Raw genomic sequence first — 1,196 nt, forward strand, 5'->3', positions numbered from 1 at the left:
ATATTTTCCAGGATGCAAACGAATTCGTCGCCACCCAGGCGCGCCAGCAGGTCCCCGTTGCGCAGCTGCCCGGTCAGGCGGCGCGCCACTTCGATCAGCAGCTCGTCTCCCACGGCGTGCCCGAGCGTGTCGTTGATATCCTTGAAGCGGTCCAGGTCGATGAACAGCACCGCCAGTTGGTGCCGGTTTCGTTCCGCTTTGCTGACGCTGCGTTGCAGCTGTTCGGTGAATTGCAGTCGGTTGGGCAGGCCCGTCAACGTGTCGTGGTGGGCCAGATGCACCAGCCGCGCCTCCGCCCCGCGCCGCTCCAGCACTTCGTCCTCCAACTGGCTGTTGATGGCGGCCAACTCGTAAGTACGGTCTTCAACACGGGCGTCGAGTTCACGATTGGACTCCAGGAGTGCTGTTTCCTGCCTGCGCAGGATGCTTTGGGCGTAGCGGACCACCATCAGTTGCATCAAATACAGCAGGAACATCACCAGGGCGCCCACCAGCATGACTTTGAGCAGCACCTGATGCAAGTTCTGGACAAATGGGGTCACATCCTGGTAGAGCTCGACGACGCCGGGAATCTGCCCGCCGTCGCGAATGGGAACGTAGCTGGCGAGAACATCCACCTCCGCGCGGGCGCCCTCAAAGCTGTCAAACTGGTTGCGATGGGTCAAGCCGCTGGTGGCATGTGCGGCCAGGGCGCCGATAAAGCCCAGGTTGTCGTGCTTGTTCTCGCCAATCTGGCTGGCATCGGTTGAGAAAACGGTGAGGCCCTCGCGGTTGTAAACCTTGACCTTGATGATGTCCGAATTCATCATCAACGCCGACGTCTTGGCCTGCAATCCCAGCGTTTTGACGGCCGCGCGCAACTCGGTGGCCGAGCGTCCGCTGGAACCCGCGACCAACACCGAGAAGTGCGGCCACAGTTCATTGACGAACACCTGGCTCATGGCTTCGTTATGCCGGTGCGCCATGTCGGTGACCTGGCGCGAGGTCTGATGTTGCACCGCCAGGCCGACGGCGCCGCTTGCGATGACGATCAGCAAGAACGAGAGGATCGAAAAATACCGGGTCAGGCGGAAGGTTTTGGATGGACTCATCCCTGGGTTTCGCTGTTCAGGGGCCAAGACAGGGTGCTGTGCATTTTTTTTCTGGCCCTTGCGAGCCTTGTGTAGAGCTTTTGTTGAAGCCAGCATGCCCAATGC

At 60.3% G+C, this 1,196-nt stretch carries 1 protein-coding gene; it reads right to left on the bottom strand.

Features of this window, described 5'->3' with window-relative positions:
• Positions 1 to 1,091: sensor domain-containing diguanylate cyclase (locus tag Q7T36_RS17160; RefSeq protein ID WP_304851652.1), on the bottom strand; the 1,091-nt coding region annotated here is incomplete at its 3' end.
• Between the last annotated feature and the right edge of the window lie 105 nt (positions 1,092 to 1,196).

The sequence above is a fragment of the Fluviicoccus sp. genome (assembly GCF_030646115.1).
Lineage (GTDB): Bacteria > Pseudomonadota > Gammaproteobacteria > Pseudomonadales > Moraxellaceae > Fluviicoccus.